This is a genomic window from Dechloromonas sp. ZY10 (assembly GCF_041378895.1).
GTDB classification, from domain to species: Bacteria; Pseudomonadota; Gammaproteobacteria; order Burkholderiales; family Rhodocyclaceae; genus Azonexus; species Azonexus aquae.
The window spans coordinates 2,713,569-2,737,844 of record NZ_CP144212.1; the positions used below are offsets into that span (position 1 = coordinate 2,713,569).

Annotated in this window: 20 protein-coding genes and 1 tRNA gene; 10 read left to right on the top strand and 11 right to left on the bottom strand. The window is 59.6% G+C overall.

Features of this window, described 5'->3' with window-relative positions; genetic code table 11:
* Nucleotides 1–9: 9 nt before the first annotated feature.
* The 3 genes from VX159_RS12320 to VX159_RS12330 form a co-directional block, all read right to left on the bottom strand.
* Nucleotides 10–351: a plastocyanin/azurin family copper-binding protein gene (locus VX159_RS12320; RefSeq protein ID WP_371323186.1), complete on the bottom strand. Its 342-nt coding sequence runs from the start codon at nt 349–351 to the stop codon at nt 10–12.
* Between the two features lie 18 nt (nt 352–369).
* Nucleotides 370–1,206, bottom strand: coding sequence for an ethylbenzene dehydrogenase-related protein (locus VX159_RS12325; protein WP_371323187.1), 837 nt, complete (start codon nt 1,204–1,206; stop codon nt 370–372).
* A 129-nt stretch (nt 1,207–1,335) separates the two neighbouring features.
* Nucleotides 1,336–3,024, bottom strand: a complete 1,689-nt coding sequence (locus VX159_RS12330) for a cytochrome D1 domain-containing protein (protein WP_371323188.1) — start codon at nt 3,022–3,024, stop codon at nt 1,336–1,338.
* A 257-nt stretch (nt 3,025–3,281) separates the two neighbouring features.
* Between VX159_RS12330 and cobA the strand changes: the two genes are divergently transcribed.
* The 6 genes from cobA to tgt all read left to right on the top strand — a co-directional run bounded on the left by cobA (nt 3,282) and on the right by tgt (nt 7,836).
* On the top strand, nt 3,282–4,046 hold the full coding sequence (gene cobA, locus VX159_RS12335) for a uroporphyrinogen-III C-methyltransferase (RefSeq protein ID WP_371323189.1): 765 nt from the start codon (nt 3,282–3,284) through the stop codon (nt 4,044–4,046).
* Nucleotides 4,043–4,444, top strand: a complete 402-nt coding sequence (locus VX159_RS12340; protein WP_371323190.1) for a Rap1a/Tai family immunity protein — start codon at nt 4,043–4,045, stop codon at nt 4,442–4,444. The genes cobA and VX159_RS12340 overlap by 4 nt, the downstream gene beginning before the upstream one ends.
* Before the next feature lie 27 nt (nt 4,445–4,471).
* A tRNA-Leu gene (locus VX159_RS12345) sits at nt 4,472–4,556 on the top strand.
* Between the two features lie 594 nt (nt 4,557–5,150).
* A complete protein-coding gene (locus VX159_RS12350) occupies nt 5,151–5,486 on the top strand; it encodes an STAS domain-containing protein (protein ID WP_371323191.1) in 336 nt (111 codons plus the stop codon).
* 165 nt (nt 5,487–5,651) lie between these two features.
* A complete protein-coding gene (queA, locus tag VX159_RS12355; protein WP_371323192.1) occupies nt 5,652–6,707 on the top strand; it encodes a tRNA preQ1(34) S-adenosylmethionine ribosyltransferase-isomerase QueA in 1,056 nt (351 codons plus the stop codon).
* A gap of 7 nt (nt 6,708–6,714) precedes the next feature.
* On the top strand, nt 6,715–7,836 hold the full coding sequence (gene tgt, locus VX159_RS12360) for a tRNA guanosine(34) transglycosylase Tgt (RefSeq protein ID WP_371325521.1): 1,122 nt from the start codon (nt 6,715–6,717) through the stop codon (nt 7,834–7,836).
* A gap of 100 nt (nt 7,837–7,936) precedes the next feature.
* On the opposite strand, the gene VX159_RS12365 is transcribed toward tgt, so the two are convergent.
* Nucleotides 7,937–9,145, bottom strand: a complete 1,209-nt coding sequence (locus tag VX159_RS12365; protein WP_371323193.1) for a Calx-beta domain-containing protein — start codon at nt 9,143–9,145, stop codon at nt 7,937–7,939.
* A gap of 220 nt (nt 9,146–9,365) precedes the next feature.
* On the opposite strand from VX159_RS12365, the gene VX159_RS12370 reads away from it, so the two are divergent.
* Genes VX159_RS12370 through VX159_RS12385 form a run of 4 tightly spaced genes read left to right on the top strand, consistent with a single transcriptional unit; the run spans nt 9,366 to nt 14,469 of the window.
* Nucleotides 9,366–9,962, top strand: a complete 597-nt coding sequence (locus VX159_RS12370) for a hypothetical protein (RefSeq protein WP_371323194.1) — start codon at nt 9,366–9,368, stop codon at nt 9,960–9,962.
* A 17-nt stretch (nt 9,963–9,979) separates the two neighbouring features.
* Entirely contained in the window at nt 9,980–11,725 is a 1,746-nt protein-coding gene (locus VX159_RS12375) for a type I secretion system permease/ATPase (RefSeq protein WP_371323195.1), read from the top strand.
* Between the two features lie 15 nt (nt 11,726–11,740).
* The gene (locus tag VX159_RS12380) at nt 11,741–13,132 is read left to right on the top strand and encodes an HlyD family type I secretion periplasmic adaptor subunit (protein WP_371323196.1); all 1,392 of its coding nucleotides are present in this window, start codon (nt 11,741–11,743) and stop codon (nt 13,130–13,132) included.
* Nucleotides 13,133–13,134: 2 nt separating this feature from the next.
* Nucleotides 13,135–14,469 (top strand): TolC family outer membrane protein, encoded by a 1,335-nt coding sequence (locus VX159_RS12385; RefSeq protein ID WP_371323197.1) that lies wholly within the window; start codon nt 13,135–13,137, stop codon nt 14,467–14,469.
* 144 nt (nt 14,470–14,613) lie between these two features.
* On the opposite strand, the gene VX159_RS12390 is transcribed toward VX159_RS12385, so the two are convergent.
* The 7 genes from VX159_RS12390 to VX159_RS12420 all read right to left on the bottom strand — a co-directional run bounded on the left by VX159_RS12390 (nt 14,614) and on the right by VX159_RS12420 (nt 24,232).
* Nucleotides 14,614–15,405, bottom strand: a complete 792-nt coding sequence (locus VX159_RS12390; protein ID WP_371323198.1) for a SapC family protein — start codon at nt 15,403–15,405, stop codon at nt 14,614–14,616.
* Between the two features lie 177 nt (nt 15,406–15,582).
* On the bottom strand, nt 15,583–17,178 hold the full coding sequence (locus VX159_RS12395; protein ID WP_371323199.1) for an HD domain-containing phosphohydrolase: 1,596 nt from the start codon (nt 17,176–17,178) through the stop codon (nt 15,583–15,585).
* A gap of 9 nt (nt 17,179–17,187) precedes the next feature.
* Nucleotides 17,188–19,515, bottom strand: coding sequence for an ATPase, T2SS/T4P/T4SS family (locus tag VX159_RS12400; protein ID WP_371323200.1), 2,328 nt, complete (start codon nt 19,513–19,515; stop codon nt 17,188–17,190).
* Entirely contained in the window at nt 19,512–20,564 is a 1,053-nt protein-coding gene (locus VX159_RS12405; RefSeq protein ID WP_371323201.1) for a cyclic nucleotide-binding domain-containing protein, read from the bottom strand. Before VX159_RS12405 ends, VX159_RS12400 begins: the two co-directional genes overlap by 4 nt.
* Before the next feature lies 1 nt (nt 20,565).
* On the bottom strand, nt 20,566–21,333 hold the full coding sequence (locus VX159_RS12410) for a 3',5'-cyclic-nucleotide phosphodiesterase (RefSeq protein ID WP_371323202.1): 768 nt from the start codon (nt 21,331–21,333) through the stop codon (nt 20,566–20,568).
* A gap of 2 nt (nt 21,334–21,335) precedes the next feature.
* Complete coding sequence (locus tag VX159_RS12415) at nt 21,336–23,546, bottom strand: CHASE2 domain-containing protein (RefSeq protein WP_371323203.1); 2,211 nt, start codon at nt 23,544–23,546, stop codon at nt 21,336–21,338.
* A gap of 20 nt (nt 23,547–23,566) precedes the next feature.
* The gene (locus VX159_RS12420; RefSeq protein WP_371323204.1) at nt 23,567–24,232 is read right to left on the bottom strand and encodes an FHA domain-containing protein; all 666 of its coding nucleotides are present in this window, start codon (nt 24,230–24,232) and stop codon (nt 23,567–23,569) included.
* Nucleotides 24,233–24,276: the final 44 nt, after the last annotated feature.

Consider the following 24,276-nt stretch of genomic DNA (forward strand, 5'->3'; position numbering starts at 1 on the left):
GCGGCGTGCTCACTCGACATCGACAACCCCTTGCATTTCCGGATGCGGGCCGCAACGATAGTGATGGCGACCGCTCCGCTCAAAAACCTTTTCCCACTGCTCGGCGGGAAACAAACGCTCCGACTCCTGGCCGGATGCTACCAACAGAACTGAATGGCTGGTCCGTTTTTCGCGGTTGATCCAGCGCACGGTATCGCCAGCCTTGATCCGTACCTCGGCCGGCACAAAGCGGTAATCGAGCATTTCGACTTCGACCGTTGCCGCCGCCACCCCTGGGGCTGCAGCAAAAGTCAGCAACAACGGACCGACCGCCTGGACGGTCCGTTGCACGAGGCGGGTGAGCCGGCTCATCCCCGGCTCCCGTCCGGCTTACTGCTTGACGGCCTTGACATCGCCGTCGGCCCCGAGGCCGATGGTATGGCCGAAGGAGACATGATGGAAACGACCGGCCGCATGATCGGCATGGATCGCGATCCCGAACGGTACGGCCTTGCCAGCGGCGAGCACGGCATTGCCGGCCAGCTTGCGGGTGAAGGTCACGGTATAGGTATCGCCGGCCTTGGCACCTTCGGCAGTAGCACCGGCCTTGCCGCCGGTCATGTTGCGCTTGTCGCTGACGAAGCCGTCGCTGCTCTTGCCGCTGCTCGCCCATTGCATCAGGTCGTAAGCACCGCTGCTGGTGTACTTGGTCTTGCTGTCGCTGCCCTTGGGCATGCCCTTGGCGTCCTGGTGGCAAGTGGCCCAGCAACCGACCTGCTCGCCCATTGCGACCTTATCGTTCGGGAACAGTACCGTGGCCTTGACCTCGTTGTCCTTGTCGGACTTGTCGGCACCGCCGGCCGGCGCCTTGAAGGTGAGACGGACGTAAAGGTTGCTGGCATCGAAGGCAGCCTGCACGGCGACCGGGTAGGTCATGGTCTTGGGCGCGCCCTTGGGTTCCATTTCCTTGCTCGCCAGCCGCTTCAGGTCCAGGCTCAGCTTGCCGTCCTCGACGTGGCAGCCGGCACAGGTTTCACCCTTTTTCAGGCCGGCGGCACCGCTATGGTCGCCCTTGCCCTGCAGCCATTCGACCGGAGTTGCCCCCGGGTGGAAAACGTGGATGTCCTTCTTCGGCACCTTGCTCCAGTCCGGGGCAGCCAAGGCAGCCTGCGAACCGAGCGCCAGCAAGGCCCCGCCAACTGCCAGGGCAACGAGATTCTTCTTCATTGCAATCATCTCCAATAACGAGGTAACGAAGGCCCCGGAGCAGCACCTTGCCATTTCCGGATGCCTCTAATGCTACGGGGGCTTGCGCCCCCGTTTTAATGCTTCAGATCAAACTATTCCGGTAAAGGATTAGTAGATGTCGTGCTGGGTGTTGTAGACGTTGAACTTGCCGGTCGGGGTGATCATCTTCGGATCGGTGATGACCTTCTTGACCTTGAGCGTAGCATCGTCATAAACCACGATCGCCGACTGGTCGGTCTTGCCACCCCACAGGGAAATCCAGACTTCCTTGCCGTCAGCCGAGTATTCCGGATGCACGGCACGCTTGACCGCCTTGGTCACCGGCAGGCCCGAGTCCTTGGCCACGTTCAGCACGGCCTTCGGCTTGGAGAAGTCACCCTTGACGTCATACACGGCCACGGAGTTGGCGATGTCGGTATCCGGGTTCATCGGCGCATCGGCCCACAGGTGAGAAGACTTCGGATGGGTCTTGACGAACAGGTTGCCAGCACCGATGTGCTTGATTTCCTGCACAACCTTCCAGTTGTATTCCTTGAACTTGGCGTTCTTCTTGTCATCCGACGGGGTCGAGATCAGGGTGATCACATCGGCACCGAGGTGGCCGGTGGTCCACACCGGGCCAAACTTGCTATGCACGAAGTTGGCGCCGCGACCCGGGTGCGGAATCTTGGCGGTATCGACCAATGCAGCCAGCTTGCCGGTCTTGGTGTCGACCGCAGCGATCTTGTTGGAAGCGTTGGCAGCCACCAGGAAGTAACGCTTGGAAGCATCCCAACCGCCGTCGTGCAGGAACTTGGCGGAAGCGATGGTGGTGGTCTTCAGGTTTTCGATGTCGGAGTAATCGACCAGCAGGATCTGGCCGGTTTCCTTGATGTTGATCACCCACTCCGGCTTGGTAAAGGAAGCAACGATCGAGGCAACGCGCGGCTCCGGATGGTATTCGCCATCGACGGTCATGCCACGGGTGGACACTACCTTGCGCGGCTTCAGCGTGTCGCCGTCCATGATCACGTACTGGGGCGGCCAGTAGGAGCCGGCCACGGCGTACTTGTCTTCATAACCCTTGAACTTGGAGGTGTCGACCGAGCGGGCATCGAAGCCGACTTTGACTTCGGCAACCACTTCCGGCTTTTCCATCCACAAGTCGATTAGGGACAGACGGCCATCGCGACCGATCACGTAAACATAACGGCCGGACGCCGACAAACGGGAAATGTGAACGGCGTAACCGGTCTTGACGATGGAACGGATTTCCTTGGTGTCGCCGTCGATCAGCGCCACTTCGCCGGTGTCGCGCAGGGTCACCGACATCACGTTCTTCAGGTTGATGTTGTTCATCTGCTTGGTCGGGCGCTTGTCGACCGGAACCATCAGCTTCCAGGAATCCATCGTGTCCTTGAGGCTGTACTCAGGCGGCACATCCGGGGTGTTCTGGATGTACTTGGCCATCAGGGAGATTTCTTCCTTGGTCAGGATGTCGTCGAAGTTGACCATGCCGCCATCGGTACCGTAACCGATGATTTTTTCAAGGCGCTGCTGGCCAAGCTTGAGCATGCCGCCTTCGGTGGTATTGCCATCCTTGTCCTTCTTCGACCAGTGCGGCTCGAGGTTCTTGCCGGTAGCACCTTTGCGCAGGACGCCGTGGCAACCGGCACAACGTTCGAAGTAGATCTTCTTGGCAGTTTCTTTTTCAGCTGCGGTCATTTCCGGAGCTTTAGCCACGTCCTGAGCGAAGGCCGTGCTCATGGCAGCGGTCATGGCGGTCAGTGCAAGCATCCCCACTACAGATTTTCTCATCTTTACTCTCCAAGGAACATGAAATAAGCGCGCTCAAACCCCCGAACGCGATGGACGAAAGATTGAACCTACGCCCTCCCTCCATCCTTGATGCCCATCAATTCTGAGAGATAAGAAAATCCTTATAAAACAATAAAGTGTAACCACTACGAACTAGCAGAATAGTTCTTTTTGCCTATCTCCCGGCGATTCCTCTCCGTCGGCTATTGGCAGGCGCCCATTCCGGCATTAGCATGGCCGCGCAAAGGAAAACCGACATGAACACAAAACACAAACTCGAAGCCGGCAAGGTCTGGCTCGTCGGCGCTGGCCCTGGAGACCCGGAACTGCTGACCCTCAAGGCAGCGCGCCTGATTGCCGCTGCCGATGCCTTGGTTTACGACCATCTGGTCGGCGACGGCATTGCCGACCTCGCCCGCCCCGACGTCCGCCGCATCTACGCCGGCAAGGAAGCCTCCAAGCACACCCTCCCGCAGGATGAAATCAACCGCCTGTTGGTAGACCTGGCTCGCGAAGGACTGTCCGTAGTCCGTCTCAAGGGCGGCGACCCCTTCATCTTCGGGCGCGGCGGCGAGGAACTCGAAACGCTGGTCGAGGCCGGCATCCCCTTCGAGGTTGTTCCCGGCGTGACTGCCGCTGCCGGCTGCGGTGCCTACTCGGGCTTTCCACTGACCCACCGCGAGCATGCCCAGGCGGTGACCTTTGTCACCGGCCACCTCAAGGACGGCAGTGTCAATCTCGACTGGCCGGCCCTCGCCCGCCCCTGCCATACCGTGGTTTTTTACATGGGGCTTGGCGCCGCAGGCGAAATTTGCCGCCAGATGATTGCCCATGGACTGCCGGCTAGCACCCCGGCAGCGGTGGTCCGCAACGGGACCCAGCCGGACCAGAAAACGCTGCTCGCGACGCTGGGCACCCTGCCCGAAGCGATTGCCAGTTCGGAAATCAAGCCCCCGGCGCTGATCGTGGTCGGCAGCGTGGTCAGCCTGCACGCCAAGCTCAGTTGGTTCGAAAAGGCATGAACAAACAACTCGCCCTCTGCCTGCTGTTATGCGGCAGTACGCTGGCCCATGCTTACCAGGCCGGCGAACTGCGTGAGGACTGTCAAATTGCCGAAAACATGCTGTCCCAGCAAAGCAACTTGACCCCCTACGACTCGCTGCGCGGCACCCGCTGCATCTCTTACCTGGCCGGGTTTGCCGATGGCTACGCCGTTGCCGACTACCTGGGCGGCAAGGTCGGGCTGCAACTGGGGGCTTTCTGCCTGCCCAAGGAAGAAAACCTTCCCCCGCGAATGGTCCGCGCCCTGCTCGCCCAGTTCGACCGCATGCCCCCCCGAATTAGTCAGGGAACGGCAGAAATCGCGGCAGCTGCCTTCGCTCGCAGCTTCCCATGCAATGAAAAGCTTGAAACAAAGTAAGGATTCAGACATAATCATCCTTTCTTTGCCGAGATGGCGGAATCGGTAGACGCAGCGGATTCAAAATCCGCCGCCGAAAGGTGTGAGGGTTCGAGTCCCTCTCTCGGCACCAGCCATAAAATAAGCACTTAGGCCAACTTTACGAAGTTGGCCTTTTTGCTTTTTATCCTGGAGAGGCACCTTCCCCGCAAGAGTCTCCAAGATCGGCCCGCCTCCGACAAGGACTCCGAGGCCTGCCTGGCCAGCCCGTTTGCAGGCGAACCTTTTCCCGACTGCCACGCCAAGATGCAGAAATGAAAAGGCCCATGTGCTACATGGGCCTTCTGACTACTGCAACCCCCATCGGAATGGCTGAGGGCGTATCGGCATCATGTGCCGCTCAATGACTGCTAATCAGTTGTTTCAAAAGACACTGCGAAGCAAACCTGCCATAGAGTCTCCCGAAAATGCAGCGCTGCCGGCCAACGCTGCGTTCTGCCGATGCCTGCCGGGCTGCGCGCCAGCCCGAAGACACGATTTCAGAATAGCAGCGCTTTGCAAAAACGCAATATTTCTGCCATTGAGCACTGACACAATGCGCCGCAAACATCCTCATACATATCCCCACTCAACCCGAACCGACACTAAAGGCATATTGCAAGCCCATGATTCAACGTATAAAAATAGACCATGGGCGAATCGGCGCCAGAACCGCAACACGTGAAACATGAAACAGGCAGGCAACAACAAGAAGGAGTCGATCATGGGTATAGACTGGATAGAGAGCAACAATGGTCGCAAGATCCTCCGTCTCAGCGAAAAGCTCAATTTCGATTGTCACAAGGACTTCCGCTCGGCCATTCGCGACTGGGACAGCGACCCGCAGAAGACCAGCGTCGAGGTCGACCTGGCCCACGTCACCTTCATTGACAGCAGCGGCCTGGGCTTGCTGTTGCTGCTCAAAGACACGGTGCGGACGGCAGGTCACAAAATCGCCTTCCGCAATGGCAACAAGGCGCTTTGCCCAACCCTGCGGATGCTGTCGCTGGAAACCTTTTCCTGAGCCAAAAGCTTCATAAGCCGATGAATTATTGATCCTTGTTGGCGCATCCTGTATCCTGCGATCCCCCATCGCAGCGGCTGGATGAACCTCACGTTCCACCGGTTGCTCCAGTTGCGGCCCTCGCTCAGGGGGCCGCTTTTTGATTGACGCACCCGGAATTGCACCATGTCGTTGACCGTCGACGACTTCGACTTTGATCTCCCCCCCGAACTGATCGCCCAGCACCCGGCCAGCGAGCGCCGAGGCAGCCGGCTGTTACACGTGTGCGGCCAACAGCTGAGCGACCGCAAATTTTCCGACCTGCCTACCTATCTGCGTGCCGGCGACTTGCTGGTCTTCAACGATACCAAGGTGATCAAGGCGCGCTTTTTCGGCCAGAAGGAAAGCGGTGGCCAGGTCGAGGTATTACTTGAACGCATTGCTGACGACACCCACGCCGTGGCGCAGGTTCGCGCCAGCAAATCGCCGAAACCAGGCTCCCTACTGCGCCTGGCGGGCGCCTTTTCAGTCTGCGTTACCGGACGGGCCGGCGCCAACGGCGAGTTTTTCGCGCTGGAACTGGTTGACCGCGAACATCCCGACCACAACCTTTGGGACCTGGCAGAATGCTACGGCCAACTGCCGTTGCCGCCCTACATCGAGCATCCTCCCGAAGGGGCCGATGAAACCCGTTACCAGACGGTCTATGCCAACAACCCCGGTGCAGTTGCCGCCCCCACTGCCGGCCTGCACTTCGACGAAGCGATGCTCGCCCAGTTGCGCGACCGGGGCATTGGCACAGCATTCCTGACACTGCACGTCGGGGCCGGCACCTACCAGCCGGTACGGGTGGACAAAATCGCCGAGCACAAGATGCATAGCGAGCGCTTCGCAATCCCGAAAGCTACCGCTGAAGCCATTGCCACCACTCGCGTTGCCGGCGGCCGGGTAATCGCTGTCGGCACCACCAGCCTGCGTGCGCTGGAATCGGCGGGCAACCCCGACGGAACGGTGCGAGCCGGCGCCGCCGAAACCGATATTTTCATCACCCCCGGCTACCGCTTCCAGGTGGTCGACCGGATGATCACCAATTTCCACCTGCCAAAATCGACGCTGATGATGCTGGTTTCGGCCTTTGCCGGCTACGACACGATTCGCGCCGCCTACGCCCACGCCATCGCCGCACGCTATCGCTTCTTCAGCTACGGCGACGCAATGCTGCTGGAAAAAACCCAGGATTAAGCCCATGCTGCAATTCGAACTCCTGAAGACCGACGGCGCCGCCCGCCGCGGCACGCTGACGCTGAACCACGGCGTCGTCCAGACCCCCGTCTTCATGCCGGTCGGCACTTACGGCACGGTCAAGGCGATGACGCCGCAGGCCTTGAACGACATCGGCGCCCAGATCTGCCTCGGCAACACCTTCCACCTCTGGCTGCGTCCCGGCCTCGATGTGATCACGGCACACAAGGGGCTGCACGATTTCATGGGCTGGCAGAAGCCGATCCTGACCGACTCCGGCGGCTTTCAGGTGTTCTCGCTCGGCGCCCTGCGCAAGATCACCGAGGAAGGCGTCAAGTTCAGTTCGCCGATCGATGGCGCCAAGCTCTTTCTGTCGCCCGAAATCTCGATGCAGATTCAGCACGTGCTGAACTCCGACATCGCGATGATCTTCGACGAATGCACCCCCTACCCGGCGACGCGCGACGAAGCCGCCAAGTCGATGCGCCTGTCGATGCGCTGGGCCCGCCGCTCGCGCGATGAATTCGACCGCCTGGAGAACCCGAACGCGCTGTTCGGCATCGTCCAGGGCGGGATGTACGAAGACCTGCGCGACGAATCGCTGGCCGGCCTCGACGAGATCGGCTTCCACGGCATGGCGATCGGCGGCCTCTCGGTCGGCGAACCCAAGGAAGACATGCAGCGCATCCTGGCCCACACCGCTCCCCGCCTGCCGACGCACAAGCCGCGCTACCTGATGGGCGTCGGCACGCCGGAAGACCTGGTGCATTCGGTCAAGGCCGGGATCGACATGTTCGACTGCGTGATGCCGACCCGCAATGCCCGCAACGGCCACCTGTTCACCCGCTTCGGCGACATCAAGATCAAGAACGCCAAGCACAAGACCGACACCGGCCCGCTCGACCCGTCCTGCAACTGCTACACCTGCCAGAACTTCAGCCGCGCCTACCTGCACCACCTCTTCCGCGCCGGCGAAATTCTCGGCAGCATGCTCAATACCATTCACAACCTGCATTTCTACCAGACGATCATGGCCGAGATGCGGGCCGCGATCGAGAACGGCTGCCTGGATAACTGGTCGCGGCAATTCGCCAGCGACCGGACGCAGGAAGGGCGCCAGACCGCCTGACGCCGGATTATGGTCACCCGCAAGCCGGGTGACCGCCTCTGCCACGGTCAACCGGGTCAAACGGCAAAAAAGCGGCCGCCAAGAGCGACACCCGAAACGCCTAGCCGATCAGGCTGCCATCGTCATTGGCAATCGTCCGCATCGCCGTCAGCTTGACCACTCCCTCGCCGAACGAACCGCCGACGGGATTACTAACATCGAGATAGAAGGTTTCATCGGCCTCGGCCTGACTGTCGCCAACGATCTCGACCGGAATCACTGCCTGGTTCTCGCCGGGATAGAGCTTCAAGGTTCCGCTGACCGCCAGATAATCGCTCCCCGCCTTGGCCGTTCCGTCGCGGGTAACATAATCGACACTCAGGACATCGTCGCTCTTGGCTCGCACCCCAGTGAATTCGAGCAGGAAATAAGCACGCGTCAGCGTACCTGCCCCCCCTTCGACCACTGTTTTCTGGACTTGCGACACCTTACTCGGTGCCGCCGTATCGGCCGCGCGAACCGTCTGATCGATCCACTGCTGGTAGTAGCTGATGCGTTGCCAGGCGGCAACCTCGCCGTAGCTGCTGTTGCCCACCGTATCGATATCCGGCCGAGCATAACTGGCCGCCAGTGCCGCGGAATAGCTGGCCACACCGGCCAGCTTGTTCCCCAGTAGCGCCGGACCGCCGCTATCGCCGGGGGCAATCAAGCCTTCGCTCGTCCCCAGACCAAGGTCGGCGGTACCGATCAGGCGCGCCAACGCATCGTGCGCCGCAGTTCCGTCATCGAAATCGGCAACCAGTTGCGAACCGGTCACCGGACTCCAGCCCATTGCGGCGCCCAAACCGCCCTTCAGGGCACCGATTTCGGTATCGAAGCGGTTATTTGCCTTCAACCGCACATAGCTGCCGCTGTAATTGCTGATCGTGCCGCTCGCACCGCTACCAGGCGTCCCGTAGCCGACCAGGGTAGCGATCTGACCGAGCTCATCGCTTTTACGATACAACTCGTAACGCTCCGCCGTGACCGGCGCCGGCGCACTCAGCCAGACGACCGCCAGGTCATGGTTGCCATTCACCGCGTCGTAATTCGGGTTAACGAAGACCTGACCGCTGGCAATGCTCTGACTGCCGCTCGCCGTCTCGAAATGAACAGTCGCACTGCTGCTGCCCTTGAACAGATGCGCTGCGGTAATCACCGCCCGCCCCCCTTCGATCAGGGCTCCCGTACCGTAATACCCGGCCACCGACACCCGGACCACCCCATCGTAGCCTTCGCCCACATTGGCGCGGTTGCGGCTATCGGTATAGGAAGTAACGGTGGTAACCATGGGAACTCCGGGAATGGATGGCAGAGCGCTGCATTATATCCGCGCCCCCCCCCACCCTGCCTGCGGCGGCCCAAGACAAACCACCGCGACGATTAGCCAAAGGCCTGCAGCCCAGATACTCCCGGCCAATGCTGGCGACAAAAGCCGGGAGAAACCTGCCCAGCCAAAACTTCATATAGGACTTGTTTCATATAGGAGACTCCCGTATCATCCGCCGATCATGAATTCATCCATCGTCATCCGCTTTCCTGCCAACGAGGTACAGAAGGCCAGCCTGATCCGCTTGCGGACAGCCTTTGCCGAAGCCTGCAATGCGCTGGCACCGCTGGTGCGAGAACATCGTTGCTGGAACCGGGTTGCCCTGCACCACCTGGCGTACCGGCAAATGCGCGAACGCTTTCCGGCGCTCGGTTCGCAGATGATCTGCAACGCGATTTACTCGGTATCCCGCACGGCCCGCGTGATCTACCAGCACCCGGCCAGTCCCTGGTGCATCAGCCACGCCCCGATGCGAGCGCTACCGTTGCTGAATTTTGCCAACACCGCGCCAGTCTATTTCGATCGCCACACCCTGAGCCTGCGCCAGGGTGGCCTGTCGATGTACACCCTGGACGGGCGGATTCTGTTCGAGATACCGCTCACCCCTGATGTCGAGCAACGCTTTCGCAACGAAAAAATCCGCGAAATCACCCTTTCTGAAGACAGCGAAGGCTTTTTCCTGGTCTTTGCTTTCGGTTCGGCAGTCGAGTCAGCCGAAGAAGCTCTGGTCTTCCCCGAATACGTCATTGCCATCACCCCCGAACAGGCCGTAGCCTGACTTTTAAAGCCAAATCCATGAAGAAACTGCTTGTACCCAAGACAGAGCTTGCCGAAGTGCTGCTCTCGTTCAAGAAAGCGTTCTACAGCGCCGGCATTTTCAGCATGTTCATCAACATGCTGGGGCTGATCCCCTCAATCTACATGCTGCAGGTATACGACCGCGTACTGCAAAGCCGCAACGAAACCACGCTGGCGATGCTGACCGTAATCCTGCTCGGCTTCTACCTGATGCTCGGCATGCTTGAACATGCCCGTTCCAAGCTGCTGGTCCGGGTTGGCGCCCAGATCGACCAGAAGCTCAGCGAACGGATTTTCACCGCCTCGTTCGAAGGCTATCTGCGGCGCAGCGGCGGCAATGCCGGGCAAGCCCTGGGCGACCTGACCAACGTCCGCCAGTTCATCACCGGCAACGGTCTGTTTGCCTTTTTCGACGCACCTTGGGCCCCGTTCTACCTCGCCGTGATCTTCATGTTCAGCCCCTGGCTGGGCCTGTTCGCGATCATCGCAATGATCATCCTCGGCGCGCTAGCCTGGGCCACCGAAATGCTCACCCGCAAGCCGCTGGCCGAAGCGTCGATGTACGCCAGCGCTGCCAACAGCTTTGCCAGCAACAACCTGCGTAATGCCGAAGTGATCGAAGCCATGGGCATGCTCGGCAACCTCAAGCGACGCTGGCTGCAGCGCCAATTGCGCTTTATCAAGCTGCAGAACGAAGCCAGCGAAAAGGCCGGGGCAATCAGCGCACTGACCAAGACCGTCCGCATCACCGTGCAGTCGCTGGTGCTTGGCTTGGGCGCCCTGCTCGCGATCAAAGGCGACATCACCCCGGGAGCGATGATTGCTGCCTCGATCCTGCTCGGAAAGGCGCTTGGCCCGGTTGAAATGGCGATTGGCGTCTGGAAGCAGTTGCTCTCTGCCCGTACGGCCTATCACCGCCTCGACAAGCTGCTGAGTGACCACCCGCCGCGCCCGGAAGCCATGGAATTGCCGCGCCCACAAGGGCATCTGCTGGTCGAAGGCGTTTCGGCCATGCCTCCAGGCAGTTCGACCATGGTCGTCAAGCAAGTCGGCTTCCAGGTCCAGCCCGGCCAGGTGCTCGGCATCATCGGCCCCTCGGCCTCAGGCAAGTCGACTCTGGCCCGCCTGCTGGTCGGTATCTGGCCAACCGCGCTGGGCAAGGTTCGGCTTGACGGCGCCGATGTCTACCAATGGGACAAGGCCGAACTCGGCCCGGCCGTCGGCTACCTGCCGCAGGATATCGAACTGTTTGAAGGCACCATTGCCGAGAACATTGCCCGCTTTGGTGAAGTCGAGGCTGAAAAAGTGGTTGAGGCAGCCAAGCTGGCTGGCGTGCATGACATGATCCTGCGCTTCCCGAAAGGCTACGATACGCCAATTGGCGAGGGCGGCAGCGTTCTCTCCGGCGGCCAGCGCCAACGCATCGGCTTTGCCCGCGCGGTGTATGGCAACCCCTCGCTGGTCGTTCTCGACGAGCCCAACTCGAACCTCGACGATGCCGGCGAAGCTGCGCTGGTACAAGCTGTACGCGGCCTCAAGGAACGCGGCATTTCGGTGGTAGTGATCACCCACCGCACCAGCATCATTGCCGCAGTTGATCTGCTCGCGCTGATGGCGGAAGGCGTACTCCAGCTTTTCGGCCCGCGCGACCAGGTCCTGCAGGCCATCCAGCAACAGAACCGGCAGGCCCAGCAGCCTCAGCCAGCCCCCCCGGCAGGCACTCTGCCGGCCGCCGCGAAGTAAGCGGGAGATAAACCCATGTTCAAGAAAATCAAACATTTGATCAGCAGCCTGCGTCCCGGCGAAATCGCGACGCAGATTGACGAAAACCCGAAGGGCGACCTGCCCAAGGTCGAAACCGACGAACGCAAGGTCGTCCGCTTCGGCTACCTGACGCTGGCGCTCGGCTTTGGCGGCTTTATCCTGTGGGCGGGTCTCGCCCCACTTGACGAAGGCGTGCCCGGTATCGGCGTGGTCAGCGTCGACACCAAGCGCAAAGTGATCCAGCATCTGCGCGGCGGCATCGTCGAGACAATCAAGGTCCGCGATGGGCAAAAGGTCAAGGCTGGCGACGTACTCGTCACACTGGTCGACACCGAAATCAAGGCGCAACTTGACATTACCTCCGGCGAATTCTGGCAAATGCAGGCGATGCAGGCTCGCCTGCTGGCCGAGCGCGATTCGCTGCCGGCTCCGCAATTTCCGCCTGAACTGATCGCTGCGGCAACCGAGGACCGGCGCGCCAAGGACGCCATGGATGCACAGCGCCAGCTGTTCACTGCCCGCCGCCTGGCTTTGCGTAGCGAACAAGGCGCGCTCGACGAAACCATCACCGGCCTGCAGCAACAGATCAAGGGGGTTCAATCGGTCCAGCAGGGCAAGAAGACCCAGATCGAACTGATCGAAAAGGAACTCGGCTCGCTACGCGGCCTGGTCGAAGAGGGGTTTGTCCCTCGCAACAAGCTTTATGAACTGGAGCGCGTGCTTGCCGAACTGCGCGGCAGCCACGGCGACAGCATGGCCACCGTTGCCCGCGCCCAAGCAGCCGTCAGCGAAACCCGGCTACGCCAGTCGCAGCGTCTGCAGGACTATCGCAAGGAGGTCGAAAGCCAATTGGCTGACGTGCAACGCAATGTCGGCGGCACCGGCGAGAAGAAGAAGGCGCTCGAAGAAGAACTCGAACGGACAGTGATCAAGTCGCCAACCGACGGCGCCGTGGTAGGCCTAGAAGTGCACACCATCGGCGGCGTGGTTCGCCCCGGCGAAGTGATCATGAATATTGTGCCGGAGGGCGATCTGCTGGTGGTCGATGCCCGCCTGCCGATCAACCTGATCGATAAGGTCCGGGTCGGACAACTGGCCGACATGCACATCAACATCGTGATGCCAGGCGGTGCACATCCGGTCATCGAGGGCAAGCTGACCAAGGTCTCGGCCGACCGCATCACCGACCCGCGCACCGGCGAACCCTACTACGCCGCGATTATTGAAATTACCCCGCAAGGCGAGCAGGAACTGCGCAAGTACAAGGTCACGCCGCAGCCGGGCATGCCTACCGATGTGGTGATCAAGACCGGCGAGCGGACCCTGCTCAACTACCTGCTCAACCCCCTGCTCAGCCGCATGAACTTTGGCTTCCGGGAGCAATGATGATGAACCGCACTCTCCGCCGCTGGCGCCTGGCCGCGCTGCCGTTGGCACTGGCCTCCGGCCTGGCCAGTGCCGGTGCCCTGCAGGACCTTTACCAGGAAGCCCGCACCGCTGACCCGCAGATCGCCGCAGCCCAGGCTGAGTTGCGCGCTGCGGAAAGCCTGCTGCCGCAAGCACGCGGCGCACTGCTGCCTCAACTCGGCGTCAGCGGCAGCCGGATCGCCAATGACACCACTTACGAACAACGCTTTGGCAGCCGCACGGCAACCAAGGATTACTCGTTCACGGCTAAAAATGCCTCGCTCAACCTCAGCCTCGCGCTGCTCCGGCCACAAGCCTGGGCAGGGCTGGCGCAAGCCTCGGCACAGGTGCGGCAGGCCGAACAGCAATATCGCGCTGCCGAATACGACCTGATCATCCGCCTTACCCAGGCCTACCTCGAAGCCCTGCTGGCGATCGACAACGTCACTCTGGCTGGCGAACAGAAGGCGGCGATTACCGAGCAACTGAAGCAGGCCAAGCGCTATTTCGAGGCCGGCGTCGGAACCGTCACCGACATCAACGAAGCTCAGGCCCGCTACGATACGATCGTGGCCCAGGAAATTGCCGCGCAGAACAACCGTGAGATCCGCCTGCGCGCCATCGAGGCGATCATTGGCAAACTCCCGCCGACGCTCAGCTCGCTCGGCCCGAAACTGCCGCTGGAACTGCCACAACCGGCCGACGTTGAACGCTGGCTTGAATTTGCACAAAGCAACAACCCGCAGATCCTGGCCCGCGAAGCAGCGCTCGACGCAGCCGAGCGCGAGCACTACAAATCCTGGGCCGCCCACCTGCCCACGGCTGATCTGGTGGCCTCGCGCGGGCGCAGCGAAAACCCCAGTTTCACGATGACCGATACGGTCAACTGGTCCAACACCATCGGCATCCAGGTCTCGATTCCGATTTTTTCCGGCGGCGCCACCCAAGGCCGCGTGGATCAGACCAGCGCCCAGCGTGATCGGGCCCGCCACGATCTTACCGGTGCCTTGCGGGCGGTGAACCAGAGCGCCCGCCAGGAATACCTCAACGTCATCAACGGCGTGGCACAAATCACCGCTTTGCAACAAGCAGTCAAGTCCAACGAGTTGGCGCTCTATTCGGCCCGCAAAGGCCACGAAGCCGGAGTGCGTACCAGCTTTGACATTCTGAACGCCCAGCAACTGCTGTTTTCAGCCAAGCGCGACTTGGCCCAGGCACGCTACGGCTATGTTCTCGCCCGCCTGCGCCTGCGTGCTGCCGCAGGCCTGCTTGGCCCGGACGACGTTAACCTGGTTGATGCCTGGCTGGAAAAATAGGCGGGACAACGACCAGCACGACCCAAAAAAAGCGAGGCGAACGCAGGTTCCCTCGCTTTTTTCCGATTTTCACGGTCGACCGTGAAAATCGCTAAAAATCACCGCACTCAGCCCTCGCCCTGAGCGCCAAGCACGGCCCTTGGCTCAGCGGAAACCGCTGAAATTCAGGGTATCGCCAGCAACCAGCGTATCTGCCCCGAGCGCAGGCGCACTTGCGACTTGCGCAGCCGCAGCCTTGGCCTGCGCCTCCGCCAACTGCCCGAGCACCGACAGATGCTGCAGCGAAAGCAATTGGCAATAAGCCGCAACCAAACCACCAACATCACGCACCGCCGCCAGATCGTCAGGGGAAAGGGCGTTCAGCGCCTCCTCGTCCAACTGAAACAAGCCGGCTACCGCCTGGTCTCCGGCCTCGCTGCGCAACACTAGCGGCAAAGGTTTGAGCAGTTGCTTGGCCTGCAATACAGCAACGGCTGCTGCGGTCTGGGTCCGGCTTTGCTCAGTCGCCAGCAGAAAATCGATCACTTGCTGCAAGCTGGCTGCCGGTTTGCCATCCTCGGCAAAAAAACCCTCGCCATCAGGTGCATCGACCAGCAGGCCCGAATCTTCGTCGACGCACAGAACCTGCCCGCCTTCCGGGGTATGACCGATACGGAACGGATAGCCACGGCAAGCCGCCGGGACATAGCCGTGCACCCAGCGACCATCCGGTGCAACAAACAAATTCTGCGCCGGCTGCAAGCCCATTACTGCCACCGGCTGAAAAACGCCAGCCTGCTCGATAAAGGCAATCGGCAGCGACATCATCGCCTTGGGCAATTCGGCCAGAGTCAGCGGCAGCACCGTCTCCCGCATTGCGAAGGCATAACTGGTATAACGCAACCAGCCTTTGTGGCCGTGGCGCTCGTGGGAAACCACCTGAAAATTCGGCATCATCAACTCCATTCGAAACCGGGCCCACTGAAAGCAGGCCAAACACCGGTTTGGCAAAGGAAGGATTCTAGCAGGGGGCAGGCGACTTTCAGGGACAAGCCCCCCGTCTCCTTAGTCAAGGCCATGGCTAGGGAAGTATTACATTCCCACGGTCGACCGGAAAAATTGGCGCTTTTCCGTTCAGCAGTCGATCTGCTCCGGCGCCAGGTAGCGCTCGGCATAGCTGCGATAGACCTTGCTCTCGACAAATACCGCAAACAGGTCCGGATCGATATGGCCGTTATCACGGAAGTTCTGCATGATCTTCAGCGCTTGCGACAGGGGCATCGGCTGCTTGTACGGACGATCCTTGGCAGTCAGTGCCTCGAAGATGTCGGCAATACCCATCATCCGAGCCTGCCAACTCATCTGTTCGCGCTTGAGACCGCGCGGATAGCCCTTGCCGTCCATGCGTTCGTGGTGACCTCCGGCATACTCCGGCACGTTGCGCAGATGCTTGGGCCAGGGCAACTGTTCCAGCATGCGGATGGTAGCAACGATGTGGTTGTTGATGATTTCCCGTTCGGCTGCAGTGAGGGTACCGGCGCGGATGCACAGGTTTTCGACTTCATCAGCGCTGAGGAAGGGGGCAGGCTGCCCCTGTTCATCCTGCCATGGGTATTGCCGTGCAATCGCCTGCACCCGGGCAATATCCTCGTCGCTCATCCGCTCGCCGCCGATATTTGCCTTACGGAGAAAATCCCGGTCGCCATCGCACCGGCGGCAAAATTCAGTGCACTCAGCCTCGGCTGCCGCCGCAGGGGATCCTTCAGAAATCTGCCGCCATTTGCGGGCTTCGGCCTCGCGCTTGAGTACTTCGAAGCGCAGGTCGAGAAGATGAATCCGATCGTTGATCGACTCCAGCTTGGTTGATTTATCGACCACATGCACCGGTGTCGTAATCTTGCCGCAATCGTGCATCAGCGCCGCGATCCGCAATTCGTAACGATCGACATCAGTCAGCGTGAAATCGGCCAGCGGACCTTCGCGTGTCGCATCCACCGCATCCGCCAGCAACATCGTCAACTCGGGAACCCGCTGGCAATGCCCTGCAGTGTAGGGCGATTTTTCGTCAATCGCGACGTTGATCAGACGGATCAGGGCTTCGAACAACTCTTCCAATTGCAGCATCAACTGGCGGTTGGTCAGAGCCACGGCAGCCTGGGATGCCAAGGACTCGGCAAGATGCTGGTCGGCCGCCGAAAATTCCCGGACCTCGCCGCTCTCCTGATCAATCGCATTGATCAATTGCAGCACCCCGATCACTTCCTTTTCATGCGTACTGCGCATTGGTACGGTCAGGAAGGAGCGCGAGCGATAGCCGGTTCCGGCGTCAAACTTGCGTGTCCCGGAAAAATCGAAGCCTTGTGCCGTGTAAGCATCGGCAATATTGACCGTAACCCCGGTCAATGCGGCATAAGCCGCAACCATGCTGGTATTCGGGGTGCCATCATCATGATACAGAGGCAGATTGGGAAACTTCCCCGATGTCGGCTGCCCCGAGGTTCCGCCAAAAGCAATGTGCAAAGAGTCGGTGCGGACGATTTCAAAATGCAGGTGACGGCGATCCTCGGCAAGCAGGTAGAGCGTCCCGCCATCGGCATGGGTAATCCGCTTGGCGGCAAGCAGAATCTTCTCCAACAGGCAATTGATGTCGCGCTCGCTGGAAAGTGCGGTCCCGATTTCGTTCAACTGCTCGAAACGCTGTAACAACTGGGTTTGGGTTTGCGTATCCATATCCCTATCCTATTTGATGCAGACAGCACGAACCTGTTTGATGTCGGTGATCCCCTGCAAGATCTTCTCTATGCCATCCATCTTAAGGGTACGCATTCCTTGGTTAAGTGCAAGGGCCAGCACCTCTGCCACCCGGGCTTTTTCCTGAATCAGTTTTTTTACCTGGTCGGAACCGACCAGCAATTCATGCAAACCGACCCGACCACGATAACCGGTATCGTTACATGCCGCGCAGCCCTTGGCACGATACAGGGTAAATCGGCCGTCTCGAGCAAACTGCGCCTCCCATTCCTGACGAACCGCCGCCAGTGCAGCCTCCGGATTCTCGCGCCAGCGAACAGTATGCTCCAGTTCGCTGGTATATTCCCGCAGCAATTGCAGTATCTCTGCTTCCTCCGGATGATAAGCCTCCCGACAATCCTTGCATAAACGCTTGCCCAGTCGCTGGGCCAGGATACCCAGCAGGGCATCAGCAAAATTGAACGGGTCCATCCCCATGTCGAGCAGACGGATGATCGACTCGGGCGCCGAGTTGGTGTGCAGCGTGGCAAAAACCAGATGCCCGGTCAGCGAGGCCTCGATCCCGATGCCGGTTGTCTCGGCATCGCGCATTTCGCCGACCATGATGATATCGGGATCGGCCCGCAGGAAAGCCTTCATCACGGTGGGGAAGTCGAGTCCGGCCTTTTTATTGACCTGTACCTGGCGCAAACCCTTCTGGGTGATCTCGACCGGATCCTCTGCCGTCCAGATTTTGGTGTCTGGTCGGTTGAGATAACCGAGTACCGAATGCAGGGTTGTGGTCTTGCCGGATCCGGTCGGACCACAAACAAAAAACAGACCGTAGGGCTTCTCGATACAAGAGAGCAGGTGGCGACGATTCCACTCCGACAAGCCCAGCTGATCGAGTTTGATCGGTTCCCCTGCGGCCAAAATCCGCATGACCACATCCTCAACCCCGCCAGCGGTCGGAATCGTGGCAACCCGCAACTCGATGTCGAGCGGGCCGAAACGCTTGAATTTGATTTTTCCATCCTGCGGTTTGCGCTTCTCGGAAATATCGAGATCGCACATGATCTTCAAGCGGGTCACCAACGGCGAGCGATAAGCAGCTGGCACCTCAATGTAGTTGACCAAGGAGCCGTCCTTGCGGAAGCGAATGATGGTTTTGTCCTTACCCGGACGTGGCTCGACATGGATATCGGAAGCCCCTTGCTGATAGGCATCGACGATCACCTTATTCACCAGACGAACCAGTTCATTGTCAGCGGCAGCAGACGCATCGTCGTTAGCCTCCGCAGCTCCGTCCTCTCCCTCGTTCATCCCTGACAGCAATTCGCTGACCGACCCAAGTTCGCCGACAGCGCCGAAAAATCGGTCTACGGTTTCGTGGAATTCACGCTCGGTAGTGACCCGATAGATCGGCCTGGCTTTAGGGAAAATACTGCCGACCACCCGAGACTGGCGAATTCTTTCTGGGTCCAGGGTCAGCACCACCAGGCCTTCCTGACCGTCCTCCAATGGCAGCCACTGGTTTGCATCGACGTACTCACGCTTGATATTGCGAAGCAAATCGACCGGCTTCATCCGATCAGCCTGTGCCGGCTCATAGTCGACGCTGAAAAACCGCGCAAGCGCTGCACCGATCTGCGCAGTTTTAACGTGCATTTCGCCCTGCAGGACCTCTTCAAGGCTCAAACCCTTGTCACGCGCATGCAACTGGGCCTGCTCCAGTTGCTCCTGAGTCAGCACCCCGTCGACAATCAGGTAGTCGTATCGACCGCGGATCACCAGGGCCGGTTTGCGCCGCTGAACAAAGGCGATGGCCAGGGTTTGTGCCAGTTCACCAGCCCCCTCTTCCTCCAAGGTGGTAAAGGGCCGCCCCTGGCGGCTATTGATCAGTTGGAGAACTCCCAGCAATTTGTCCTGAACATCAATGATCGGCACCACCAGCATCTGCTTCGAGCGATAGCCTGTCCGCCGGTCCACTTCACGCAAAAAATGCATCCGCGGGCTGTAGACTTGCAACTGGTTTTCATCATATACGTCGGCGATATTGACCAACTGACCGGTCGCGGCAACAAACCCGGCAATACTCTGGTCATTGATTGGCAGCCGAATGTCCTTGAACGAGTTCAACCCGGTTTTTACTTTTGAAACAATGCTCTGACCATCGTCGGCAAGCACATAGATGGTCAGCCGATCAGCGTCGAACAGGTTACATATGTCCTGCGACAGTTCAAGCATGATTTCGTCAAGATTATTGGTCGCATGAATCTTGTTGGTGACCTTCTGCAGGTTTTTCAGAAAAACCAGACGTCCTGCGACATCGCTCATGACTTAACCTCTTTACCCGCGCCATCATTCAGGCGGCAGGCCTTGAAACCATTACGCGCCAGCAGGAAGGCAGCGGCCGCACTGCGCCGGCCACTGTGGCAGTAAGTGATGTACTCGACCTCGGGATCGAGCAGTGAAAATGCAGTCCGGATTTCATTGAGCGGAACATTCACCGCGCCAGGCAATCCATCCTGTGCGAACTCTGCCGGATAGCGAACATCCAGCCAGCGTGCGCGCCCGCTGGCTACCCGCAGTTCCGCTTCATGAGGCGAGACCTCCTGCAACAAGGGGGCTTTCAGCAAGCGGATGAAGTCGGGCTTCGACAAGCGCAACAAAACCCCGTCGGTCCGCATTTTTACCGAAGCGTTGCGGGGGGCATCGGAAACCAGCGCCTCCTCGCCAAACGCATCGCCAGCCCGCAACTCGGCAAGACCGACCTCGCCCCCACCCACCTGTCGCAGAACTGTGCACCGTCCGCTTTCGAGCAGATAGTAAAAATCACCATGCTCTCCCTCGCGGATGATGTACTGCCCGGCCCGCACGAAAATCCGCTCAAAAGCCCCAAGCAATTCGTGGATATGTGCCGGAGGCAATTGAGCCAACGCACCAGAAACCAGGCTTTGCGCGCTGAACGCCCCGGTCATTGTGGTCCAGGGCGGCGGATCATCCTCCTGCCCGTCCTTCTGCTCAGCAACCGAGGCCAACTCATCCCAGGTCATCATGATGTCGAGCAGATCAAAATCCAGACGCAGTATCTGGGCATCGGTAATCGCCCTGGCCGATACAGGCATTGAGGTTTTATAGCCCAACGGCCAGCGGGCAATCTCGCAGCCGCCAACAATCACCTTGATCGTTCCATCGGGGAGTACAATTTTCAACTCCCCTGCCAGCAGATACACAAACCGCATTGCATCCCCGGCCTGACGCAGAGGATCGCCGCCGGCAGCGCAATTTTCCAGGCGGCACCACTGCACCAGCTCACTAAGCCGCGCCGCAGACAAGCCGCGAACCGGTTCCAGACGCTGCAACAATTCAACCGTCAGATTCATTTCAGAACTCGATCACCTGATTATTCTGTAGCATGCGCGGCTTGAAATCGCCCAGACAGGTTTCGATTTCCTCCATGGTCAACTCAATCTGGCCAGGCTTCAAATGGGTAATATGGATGTCACAGGGGCGCTCAAGCTTTTGCAGTTCGCTTGCCAGAAGATCCGGACACAGATGGCGTGACAGCATCGCCAGCTTGCGTTCACGATTCGAAAATGCGCACTCGATAATCAGATGACGAAGGTTCACAATCCGGTTCACTGCCCGCCAGAAACCATCGCAAGGGCCTGTATCGCCGGAAAAGACCAAGCTGCCGTCCCCGGAATCGATACAGTAAGCCACGGCCGGCACGGTATGATCGACCGGCAAGGCCGTAATCCGCCGCCCATCAAGATTCACTTCCGCACCCGGAACGATCGTCCGATACACCATGAAGGGCTTTTCCGGTGTTGGTACCTCCGAAAAATCCGGCCAGATCGCCCAATTGAAAATGTGATTGCGCAGGATGGTCAGCACCGCCTCGGTGCCGTATACCACCAGCGGCTTGCTGCGCCGGTCAGCAACCGTGTCCAGCAACAACGGCAAGGCCAGGATGTGGTCCAGGTGGGTATGCGTGATGAACACATGATCAATCACCGCCAGCTCGGGAATTGCCAACTCCCCGACCCCGGTACCGGCATCGATCAGAATATCGTGGTCAAGCAGCAGGGCCGTGGTGCGCTGGGCGCGCCCGCCAATCCCGCCACTACATCCGAGAACACGGAGTTTCATGCTTATTTGGTCTTGAACACGGTGACCCCATCCCAGGGGAGAGAGGGGGGCGCCAGGCGCAAAGCGCCAATCCGCTCCCGGTAGAGTAGATAGAGGTGACTGTCCGGGTGTTGCTGCAGCAATTTCTGCAACAAGGCCTCGGCCTCATCCCAGCGGCAAGCACGATAGGCGTCAAGAGTCGCAGCCCATCCGCTCAGTTCGGCCTCTTGCTCCGCAGAAAGTTCAGCCTGCAAACCCCAGGGCTCGTAGATCGACACCGGCTCATCCTTGCCCTTGACCCGAACCCGGTCCAGCTCGCGGCATGCAAACTCGGGCAGCAACGTACGAGTACGCTCACCGATGACGACTCCGACTCCGTACTCTTTGGTAATTCCCTCCAGACGGGAAGCCAGGTTCACCGCATCGCCCATCACGGTATATGCTTTGCGCACTGCAGAACCCATGTCCCCGACAGTCATCAGTCCGGTATTGATCCCGACTCCAATATGCAACTCGGGCCAGCCACGCGCCTTGAACGGGACCGCCAAGGCTCTCACCGCCTGCTGCATTTCGAGCGCGGCCAGTACCGCATTACGGGTATGAGCCGGATCAGCGACCGGGGCCCCCCAAAACGCCATGATCGCATCGCCGATATATTTATCGAGCGTACCTCGCCGGTGGCGGATAACTTCGGTCATCGCCCCCAAGTACTCGTTCATCAACTGGGTCAGCTCTTTCGGATTCATCCCCTCGGAAATCGAAGTAAAGCTGCGGATATCGGAGAAAAGCACTGACAACTCTTCGTTACGCCCTTCCATGCTGTAGCTCTCGGGATTCCTGGCCATCTCGTCGACCAGTTCAGGAGGCACGTACTGCCCGAACAATTCGGTGAACTGTCGCTTGCTGCGCGACTCGACAAAAAACCCCCAGGACATGTTGAAGGCAAACAGCAGCAGCACCATCACGCCAGCAGCAGCCAGAGGCAGAACCAGTGCTGCACCGTTCCACAGCCAGACATTTAGCGCCAGCAAGCCGCTAACCGCTGCGGCGGCGAGCCCCGTGGCACGCACCGGCGAAAGCAACGGCAACAAAATAGTCAATAGAGCGCCAAAGAAAAGCAGCTGGACAAAGTCGATAGCCAGCACAAAGCCCGGCTTCTCGCGAATACTGCCGTCGAGCATCCCGGCAATCAGATTGGCATGTACTTCGACTCCCGGATAGGCGCCCCCGACCGGAGTTGCCCGCAAATCCATCAAACCTGGTGCGGTCGTACCGACCAGCACGATACGGTCACGCAACACCTCGGGCGCCACCCGCCCCTTGATCACATCAACCGCTGGTACATAAGGGAAACTGCGCTCATAGCCCCGATACGGCACCAGGGCTGCCAACTCCTCATCGACCGGTACCTGCAGGTGGCCGCCTTCCCCCCGGATTTCCAGCCATTCGACGGTATTTGCGCCATCGGGTACACCTGGATGGAGTTCGGCTTTACCCAAAACATGGCGCACCATCGCCAGCGACAAGGACTCGTAATAGGCTCCCTGGAATTCGAGAATTAACGGAACCCGCCGGGTATTGCCGTCAAAATCGACCAAGGGGTTGAAATGCCCTCCGCTTGCCGCAGCCTTTTGCAGCGGTGCGAGATTGGCACCGAAGCCTTCCCAGGAAAGAATCCGGGTGGACAACCCGGCAAAACTGCCCGGGGGAAACACCGGTGCAGGCAAACCACCAGTTCGTTGCGCCCCCTCCTTGTTCGAAAAGTAGTAGCCAAGGACAACCGGGCGACCATGCAGGGTTTCAGCAAATCGGGCATCGTAATCGAGGGTTTTGCGGAGTCCTGCCAGTGCCTTCTGGTAGCCAGGTTCGCCACGCAATGCGCCGCGCCCGATCTTCTCCAGCACCGGCAGGCCGGAACTCTCGTCCGGCTCGGCAAACACTACGTCGAAACCGACCACGGCAACCTGATAGTCATCGGTCAGGCGCCGTACCATATCGGCTACCGTATTCCGGCTCCACGGCCAGCGGCCAATCTCCGACAGGCTCTTCTCGTCAATGTCGACGACCACGATCCGCGGATCGGTTGTCCCCGGCATGAAGGTTCGCACCCGGACGTCGTACAAATAGGCATCGAGGGCCGTGATGAACGGAATCTGCCACAGTTTTCCGGAGTGCCCGAGAAACCCCAGGACACACAAGGCGCCAAACAAATAGCGAGCCAGATGCTTTTTCACGCGATGACCTTCCCGACCTTTCAGGTCTTGAAAAAGAATTCCATTTTGATCCCGGCAATCTCGATCACATCATGATCCGCCAGCGGATGTGCTTGGGCATCCAGCGCCCGGCCGTTGAGCACCGGGTACTGCCCGCCCTCGACATGAGTGATGAAGTAACCGTGCGGCCGCCGGGCAATCACCGCCACCTGGACTCCTGGCTTGCCCAGCGTCGTCAGCGATTTGGTCAGTTCCAGTTCCCGTCCGGCCTGCGCTCCACTGAGCAGCTGAATCGCGGCAGCCGCCGGCTGCTGCACCGGTGGAGCCGGGGAGGGAACCGGCACCGGGGAAACACCGGGGCGTACCATTCCCGGACGCAAAATCATCGTCTTCTCAAAATCAGCGGCAACCGGGGCTGCTGCTTCGGCCAGATATTTCAAACGGTACTTCCCCAATTCGATCAGGTCGCCATCGCACAAGGCATGGCGCTTCACCGGCTGACCATTGACCAGGGTGCCGTTGGTGCTGTTCAAGTCCTCAAGAAAGGAATCGTTGAGCAGCGTGGTGATTGCAGCGTGCTCGCCAGAAATTGCCAGGTTATCAATCTGGATGTCGTTATGCGGTTTGCGCCCGATCGTCAGTCGCTCCTTGCTCAAGGGGATTTCCTTGAGCACCACACCATCCATCGACAGTATCAGTTTCGCCATCTTGCCAGCCCTTCACTCACTATCCGTATCGCTGCCCGACTAGC